The organism is Mycobacterium sp. (genome assembly GCF_032162605.1).
In the GTDB taxonomy this organism is placed as follows: domain Bacteria; phylum Actinomycetota; class Actinomycetes; order Mycobacteriales; family Mycobacteriaceae; genus Mycobacterium.
The window spans coordinates 1-7,725 of sequence record NZ_JAVROT010000029.1; the positions used below are offsets into that span (position 1 = coordinate 1).

7 protein-coding genes are annotated in these 7,725 nt (G+C 66.9%); all 7 read right to left on the bottom strand.

The genetic code is table 11. The annotated features are described in order from the left end of the window. Positions 1-53: 53 nt before the first annotated feature. Entirely contained in the window at positions 54-1,091 is a 1,038-nt protein-coding gene (locus QOI01_RS01275; protein ID WP_526377846.1) for an aldo/keto reductase, read from the bottom strand. Between the two features lie 28 nt (positions 1,092-1,119). After that, the gene (locus QOI01_RS01280; protein ID WP_526377848.1) at positions 1,120-2,160 is read right to left on the bottom strand and encodes an aldo/keto reductase; all 1,041 of its coding nucleotides are present in this window, start codon (positions 2,158-2,160) and stop codon (positions 1,120-1,122) included. Between the two features lie 35 nt (positions 2,161-2,195). Then, the gene (locus QOI01_RS01285; protein WP_526377850.1) at positions 2,196-3,404 is read right to left on the bottom strand and encodes an acyl-CoA dehydrogenase family protein; all 1,209 of its coding nucleotides are present in this window, start codon (positions 3,402-3,404) and stop codon (positions 2,196-2,198) included. Further along, the gene (locus QOI01_RS01290; RefSeq protein WP_526377852.1) at positions 3,401-4,312 is read right to left on the bottom strand and encodes an LLM class oxidoreductase; all 912 of its coding nucleotides are present in this window, start codon (positions 4,310-4,312) and stop codon (positions 3,401-3,403) included. The genes QOI01_RS01285 and QOI01_RS01290 overlap by 4 nt, the downstream gene beginning before the upstream one ends. Beyond that, complete coding sequence (locus QOI01_RS01295; RefSeq protein ID WP_526377854.1) at positions 4,309-5,538, bottom strand: LLM class flavin-dependent oxidoreductase; 1,230 nt, start codon at positions 5,536-5,538, stop codon at positions 4,309-4,311. The genes QOI01_RS01290 and QOI01_RS01295 overlap by 4 nt, the downstream gene beginning before the upstream one ends. Then, the gene (locus QOI01_RS01300; RefSeq protein WP_526377856.1) at positions 5,535-6,776 is read right to left on the bottom strand and encodes an acyl-CoA dehydrogenase family protein; all 1,242 of its coding nucleotides are present in this window, start codon (positions 6,774-6,776) and stop codon (positions 5,535-5,537) included. The genes QOI01_RS01295 and QOI01_RS01300 overlap by 4 nt, the downstream gene beginning before the upstream one ends. Further along, on the bottom strand, positions 6,773-7,725 hold a 953-nt coding region (locus QOI01_RS01305; RefSeq protein ID WP_526377858.1), incomplete at its 5' end, for an ATP-binding cassette domain-containing protein. The genes QOI01_RS01300 and QOI01_RS01305, both read right to left, overlap by 4 nt.

A 7,725-nucleotide genomic window follows, 5' to 3' on the forward strand; every position in this document is an offset into this window, starting at 1 on the left:
GGCCGGGCGTCATGAGCGACGCCACCAGGTGGAAGGTCACGTGCTGGGTCGCGTCACTGTCGGGCGGCGGTGCCGTGGACACCGTGCAGATCGATGAGAGCAAGCTCTTCGTCAGTGAAGTCGGGAGCGTCGAGGGCCGCGAGATTGTGGTCGAGTTGCTCCTTCGAGCTCGCACCGATCAGAGCCGAGGTCACCGCCGGGTTGCGAAGCACCCATTGCAGTGCGAGCTGCGCCAGTGACTGACCCCGCGCCTCCGCGACCTTGTTGAGCTCGGCGGTGCGCCGGCGGTAGGTGTCGTCGATCTGCGCAGGCGTGAGGAAGTCGCTCGCCTGCGCCCGTGCACCGTCGGGGATCGATTCGAGGTACTTGTCGGTGAGCAGGCCCTGATGCAGCGGCGAGTACACGACCAAGCCGAAACCTTCCTCAACTGCCAGCGCCGCCAAACCGTTCTGGTCGATGCTGCGGTCATAAATCGAGTACCGCGGTTGGTGGACGAGGAGCGGCACGCCCTCCGCCGTCAGCAGCGCGGAAATCTCGGCGGCGCGATCCGGCTGATAGTTCGAGATCCCCACGTAGAGTGCCTTTCCCGACCTCACCGCTGCCGCCAGCGCGCTGGCGGTCTCCGCCAGCGGAGTCGTGAGGTCGGGGACATGGTGATAGAAGATGTCGACGTAGTCGGTGCCCAAGTCACGCAAGCTGAGCTCCAGCGAGGTCAGCAGGTTCTTACGCGATCCGCCCTTGAGATACGGGCTGGGACCAATGATGCCGCCGGCCTTGGTGGACAGCACCAGCTCGTGGCGGTACGGCCCCAACTCCTCGCGCAGGACACGACCGAAAGTCCTCTCCGCACCGCGGTGCGGCGGCCCATAACGGTTCGCGTTGTCGAAATGTGTGATGCCCAAGTCGAAGGCGTGCAGGACGATGTCGCGTTGGGTGTCGAAGGCGTAGTCGGCGCCGAACTTCTGCCACAGACCGAACGAGAACGCAGGTAGATCGAGTCCCGAGACACCCGCGCGCCGGTATGGCAGCGTGTCGTAGCGGTTTTCGGCTGCGAGGTGCACCCGTGGGTAATGGGGAGACTGGTCGGTCATCAGAGATCTCGCTATCTGTGGTGGGAACTCAACGGCGGGGGCGTCGCAACGAAGCGGGTTGCAGAGCGGGGGTATCACGCCCGGTGTCTCGCTCGAGGAACTGGGTGCCCGGGTCGACGATGTCATCGATCCGGTCAAGCACGTCATCGCTGAGCTCGACCGATGCCGCCTTGAGGTAGGCCTCGAGGTGTGCGGGTATGCGCGGACCGATGATGACACTGCTGATGGCCGGGTGATTGAGCGCAAAGGCGACCGAAAGCTCGATCGTGGTGAGCCCGTTGTCTTCTGCCAGCCGGGCCAGCGCGTCGGCGGCGCTCAGCTTGCGGTGGTTGCGCTCCAGCGAGATGTCGAAACGCCCCGGAATCAGGTCGGCGCGGGCCGAGGAGGGCTGCTCGCCGCCGAGCCGGTACTTGCCCGAGAGCCAACCGGCGGCCAGCGGGCCGTAACTGATGACACCGAGCCCATACTTCTGCACCACGGGGAAGACTTCACGTTCGGAACCACGGACCAACGGCGAGTAGGGCAGCTGCTCGGTGTGCGGCGCGATCAGGCCGTGCTTCTCGGCCAGCCACTGCGCCTCGACGAGCTGATGGGCAGGGAAGGCCGACGTGCCGTAGTAACGGATCTTGCCGGAGCGGACCAGTCCGTCGAGGGTGGTCAGCGTCTCCAGCAGATCGGTGTGCGGGTCGGGTCGATGCGCCTGGTAGAGGTCCAGGTAGTCCGTGCCCAGTCTGCGCAGGCTGTCTTCGATCGCCTGGATGATCCAGCGGCGGCTGTTGCCAGCGTGCTGCGGGTTGTCCCCAATTTGGTTGTGGAACTTCGTCGCAAGGAACAGGCCTTCGCGCGGGACCGACGCCGACTTCAGCGCCTTGCCGACGATCTCCTCCGACGATCCATGACCGTACGCGTCGGCGGTGTCGAGCACCGTGATCCCGGCGTCGATCGCAGCGTGGATGATCTCGATACTTTCGCCCTCTTCGGCCCAGCGACCGAAGTTCATGGTCCCGAGCGTCAGCGGGGTGACCAGGACACCCGTGCGACCGAGGCGACGGGTGAGTTCCAGTGACATGCGGTTGCGGTTCCTCTCGTGAACTCAGAACGGTTTCAGAACAGTCCGGACGTCGGCGGTTCCTCGCCGACCAGGTGGTAGCCGCCCGCGACCGCCACCTTCCAATTTCGGGGGTTGTGATTGGCGATCGTGCGGGCGTTGCGCCAGTGCCGGTCGAAGGCGTATTTGCGGTCAGTAGCGGAGCCACCGCCCACATCGAAGATCAATTCGGCCGCCCGCAGGGCGGATTCGGCGGCGACGTACTGTGCCTGGGCCACATTGACCGCGGCCGAGGCGGCCAGGTCGCGAAGCTCCCCGGCCGGAGCGAGCAGGACTTGCCCGACGGCCTCTGCCGCGAGGAGCACGACGGCTCGCGCGGCGTTGGCGCGCGCGGCGATCTCTCCGACGACGTGCCGTACGTAGGGATCGTCCACCGCCCGGTCGGCGCTGCTGTGCTTGATCGGTCGCGCCTTCGTGCGGGCGAACCACAGCGCGTCGTCCAAGGCAGCCGCCGCAATACCCGCCTCGACGGCGGCGAGGTAGAGCTGCGCGAACGTGCCCTGCCACGGGTTCGGCGGCGGCGTGTCGCCGACCCGCTGAATCTCCTCGACCTCGACCCTGACGTCGTGCAGCCGGGTGGTGCCCGAGGCGGTCAGACGTTGGCCGATGGCATCGAAGTCATCGAGGCGTTCGACTCCCTCGCGGTCGACGGGCACGGTGAACCGAACGACCTTGCCGTCGTCGTCGACCGCGCTGCCGCCAAACCACTGGGCGTAGAGCCCGCCCGTGGAGTAGTACTTCTCGCCCGCGATGCGAAACTCGTTGTCCTTCTCGTACAGCCGGGTCGCCACCCCGCCCGACGGTCCGCCACGCTCATTGCCGGTGCCGGTGAACAGATCCCCGGCGCGCAGCCGCTCCAGGATGTGCTCGCGATTGGGCACGTCGTTGGGCCCGACGATGGTGTGAGCGGCCAGGAAGCTGGGACGCAGTGCCTGTGCCACGTTGGAGTCCGCTCGGGCGATGGCGATGACCAGATCCGCGACGTCCCGAACCGTGCCGCCGGCGCCCCCGTCGTCCACCGGGATCCCGGTGAGTGTGATGCGGTGCTCGCGGAGCTCACGCACCTCGTCGTAGGAGTAGTCGCGGGTGCCCTCGCGCTCTCGGGCACTGTCAGCGAGACGGGTCAGAACGGGCGTGATCGCCGCCCGGATCCCGGCTACGGTCAGCGCCTCCGGTTGCTTGGCTGACACCCTGGCGGCTGTCATGCGTTGACCTGCAACAGATCCGGCAATCCCAAACCGGATCGCAGCGTCGAACCCCTCGGGTTGCGCAGCCGCGGCACCACGTCGAGAACCGCGTCCTCGATCGCCGACGCCGAGCCACGAGGCGCCAGTACGAAGCCGTCGATCCCGTCGACTGCCGTCCACGCCGGGACGTCGGACAGCTCGTCGGCCACCCGCAGGAGCACCGCAACGTCTTCGCGGCGACGGCCTGCAGTGACCAGTTCGCCCGAGAGCGCCTGCGCTGCACCGACGGCGTCGGCCGGGTCGACGATCACGGCGTCGGCGGCCTTGGCGATCCGTGCCCACCCCAGTTCCGCTGGATCGGCGGCGAGCAGAACCGGCCGTCCCTGCACCGACGCCGGACCATCCAGGGCTCCCCGCACGCGATAGAACCGGCCCTCGAAGTGGACGGGACGGATCAGTTCCTCGTCGACCACCAGCGCGGCAGCCTGATCACCCAGTAACGCGTTGCGCGGGAACGACTCCCACAGTCCAGTGAGGACGGCGGCGTATTCGGCCCATCGCTGCGCCCGATCATCGGCCCCGACATCGGGCTGCACGGCGTCGCTGACCTGGTCCCCGTCCCCGGTGCGCAGCACCACACCCACGCGGCCCTGCGTGGCCCGGTCGAAGGACTGTACTCGACGGGCCAGATTGTAGGGGGCCTGGTGGGTGGTCGGACTGTCGATCACGAATGACACGCCGCTGTGACGACCGGCGAGATAAGCACCCACGATCGACGGGTCGATCGTCGGCTCGTCAGAGCCGTTGTCCACCAGCCGAATCCCGGTCACGCCGACGTCCTGGGCTACAGCGGAGATGGCATCGGCCTGTGCAACGGACACCTGGCCGGCTGACGCACCAACGGTCAACTCGACGAAGACGCTCATAGGCCGGCTTCGTCCAGCCGGCGCGGTGCCTGCGGCAGCCCGATGCCCAGATGGCCACGCAGCGTGGCGGACTCATAGTCGGTGCGGAACAGTCCGCGCCGTTGCAGCACCGGTACCAGGTGATCAGCGAAGTCGTCGAACCCCGACGGCAACACGTCGGGCATCACGTTGAAGCCGTCAGCGGCACCGTGGCGGTACCAGAGTTCGATATCGTCGGCGACCTGTTCGGGCGTACCGACGACGATGCGGTGACCGCCACCTCCGGACAGCTTCTTCAGCAGCTGGCGCAGTGTCGGGTTCTCCCGCGCGATGATCCCGCGGATCACGCGGTAGAAGGTCTGCGACCCGCCTGCGTCGTCGGGTTCACGCAGCAGCTCAGCCGGGATCGGCTCGTCGTCGGCGAGTCCGTCGAGGGAGAAACCGAGCTGACCGCCAAGCCGTTCGCGGGCGTAGGCCTGCGGCAACACCTCGTCGAGCAGTTCGCGACGCTCCCTGGCCTCGGCCTCGGTGCTGCCCAGCACCGTCGACAGACCGGGCAGGACCACGACCTCGTCCGGGTCGCGGCCGAATCGTGCTGCACCCTGGCGTATCTCGGTGCGGAACTCGCGAGCGCGATCGATGTCCTGCTCGGCGGAGAAGATGACCTCACCGACCCGGGATGCCAACGTCTTTCCGTCGCTGGAGCCACCGGCCTGCACTATCACCGGTCGACCCTGTGGCGAAATCAATTCGGTTCGCGTATCCCACGCTGACACCGCCCGCGCGACCAAGTCGCCGGCTCGTTGGTACCGAAGTCCGTGGTCGGGTTCGGCGTCGCGACCGAAGTTGCGGGCAGCGACGGGACCGGCCGTGGTCACGACGTTCCAGCCGAACCGTCCACCGCTGAGATAGTCCAGATCGCCCAGCCGGCGGGCCATTTCGTGTGCATCGTTGTAGGACGACGACAGCGTCGCGATGAGCCCGATTCGCTCCGTCTGACCGGCCACGCGGGCCAGTACCGTGCTCGGTTCCAGGTTGTTGCCGGTGCGGTGCCGGATCGTCGGATCCAGGGCCGGGGTATCGGCCAGGAACACCGCATCGAGTTTGGCGGCCTCGGCCTTGCGGGCGATCGAGGTGTAATGCTCGATGGTGTAGCTGGCCAACCCGTCGGTACCCGGGAACCGCCAGGAACCGCCGAAGACACCGGCGTTGAGGATGTTGACGTTCAGATGGAGCTGCGGTGTCACGACGCCGGCTGCTCGGCGTCAGCGGCCGCTGGTCGTCCCGCGTAGTAACCCGATACCGGACTGCGACCGTTGACCAGGTAGTCCGCGACGACTCTCGGTTTGTAGATGACCGGGTTGTGCGATGCCAGGGTGCGTGCGTTGCGCCAGTGCCGGTCCAGATGCACCCCACTGCGCACCGCGGACGAACCGACGGCATTGAATGCCGTGTTCGCCGCCTCGAGAACCGCTTCGATGACGGCCACCTGTGCGGCCGATGTTTCGACGTAGGCGGCGGCGTAGTCCTCTTCGCGCCCGGAGGTGTGCGCATCCTGCAACCGCTGCGCGACGTGACCGAGTAAGGATTCGGCGGTCAGCTTTCGGGCATACAGGGTTCCCACGACAGCCAGCACGTCGGGATCAGCGGTCGCGTCCTGGGTGAGCGCATGCCGGCTGGTGCGGGTCCGTGCGCGGACGATGTCAATGGTCTCGGCGAGCAGGCTCCTGGCGATTCCCGCCAGGTTGGCCAGATGAACGATCTGGACGAATGAGTCCAGGCCGCGCAGGGAGTCGGCGTACCGGCCGACATCGCCGTGTTCCTCGACCGGGACGTCGGTGAGATGAGTTGTACCGCTTCCCGTCTGGCGCTGACCGATACCGTCCCAGTCGTCGACGTGCTGCACCCCGGGATGGCGGGCCGGGATCACCGCGAAACCGCGGTTGCCCCGTTCGTCGACGACCGCCGTGCGGATGTAGTCGGCGAACCGCGCGCCGGTCGAATAGAACTTGGTACCGGAGACCCGCAGCGCACCGGCGTCGTCGCGGTATACGCGGGTCGTGATGGCCCCGAATCCGTCGGGTGAATCCAGCCCGGCGACCAGCGATGACGGCTCGGATTGTGCGTTGCCGAACACCGTCCCACTGTTGATCGTGCGGAACCAGTGTCGCCGGATCACCGGATCGGTTTCCAGCCGCAGGATTTCGGTTGCGGTGAAGTGACCACGCCAGATCTGCGGGATGTTGGAATCGGACTGCCCCGCCTCGGCCAGGAGTGCGACGAAGGTGGGCAGGTCTACGTCGAAGCCGCCGAACTCGCGTGGTACCCGCAACCGTCCGAATCCGGCGTCGGCGAGTTGCTGCACCAGCGCGTACGGATGCTCGTAGGCGAGGTCGCGCTCACCGGCCCCCTTGGCCAGCTCACCAAGAACGGCGCGGATCCGCGGCAGTGCCTCGTCGAGTGAAACCGGTTGTTCTGTCGTCATGTTCGGGCTTCGTTCCTGGTCAGTTCACGTCCGGCAATGGCGTTGAGTAGTTGTTCGGTGTAGCCCGACTGCGGCGCAGAGAAGACCCGACCGACCGGGCCCTGCTCGACGATGCGGCCCTGTTGCATCACCGCGACACGGTCGGAGATGGCCGCGACCACGGCGAGATCGTGCGAGATGAACACGTAGGTCAGGTCACGTTCGTCCTGAAGTCGTTGCAGCAGTTCCAGGATCTGCGCGGCGACCGATACATCGAGCGCGGAGATCGGCTCGTCGAGGACGATCAGCTGGGGTTCTGACACCAGAGCCCGCGCGATCGCCACCCGCTGGCGCTGCCCGCCGGACAGTTCGCGCGGATGGCGCTTGGCGAAATCCGTCGGCAGCGCAGCCGATTCCAGTGCGGCTGCCACGCGATCGGCGTTGTCGCGACGATGTCGTCGACCTGGTGCCTGGAACGACCGCAACGGCTCCTCGACCACGTCGAAGACGGAGTAGCGCGGGTCGAACGACGAATACGGATTCTGGTAGACCAGTTGCACGTTGCGGCGCAACGGCCGGAAGTCGCGCCGGCTCAGCGCGGTGATGTCGGTACCGAGCACCGATGCGTGCCCCGAGGTCGCGGTCGTCAGGCCGGTCAGGATGCGCGCGGTGGTCGATTTGCCGCTGCCGGACTCCCCGACGAGGGAGAACGTCTCCCCCCGCCGGATGTCGAAGGAGGCTCCGTCGAGCGCAGGGACGCCCCCGTAGACCTTGCGTAGATCGGTGACCTCGACGACGGTGTCGCTCTGGGCGGCAACCATTTTGGTGTCCCGCACGGACACCAGTCGGGACGGAACGCTGTTCAGCAGCTTCTGGGTGTACGGATGCTGCGGATCAGCGATGACCGTGGCAGTCGGGCCGACTTCGACCAGTCGGCCCTGCTGCATGACGCCGATCAGATCGGATCGAT

Excerpts from the sequence above, each read along its gene's own strand:
- QOI01_RS01275 (WP_526377846.1), bottom strand. The coding sequence starts at position 1,091 with ATGACCGACCAGTCTCCCCATTACCCACGGGTGCACCTCGCAGCCGAA.
- QOI01_RS01280 (WP_526377848.1), bottom strand. The coding sequence starts at position 2,160 with ATGTCACTGGAACTCACCCGTCGCCTCGGTCGCACGGGTGTCCTGGTC.
- QOI01_RS01285 (WP_526377850.1), bottom strand. The coding sequence starts at position 3,404 with ATGACAGCCGCCAGGGTGTCAGCCAAGCAACCGGAGGCGCTGACCGTA.
- QOI01_RS01290 (WP_526377852.1), bottom strand. The coding sequence starts at position 4,312 with ATGAGCGTCTTCGTCGAGTTGACCGTTGGTGCGTCAGCCGGCCAGGTG.
- QOI01_RS01300 (WP_526377856.1), bottom strand. The coding sequence starts at position 6,776 with ATGACGACAGAACAACCGGTTTCACTCGACGAGGCACTGCCGCGGATC.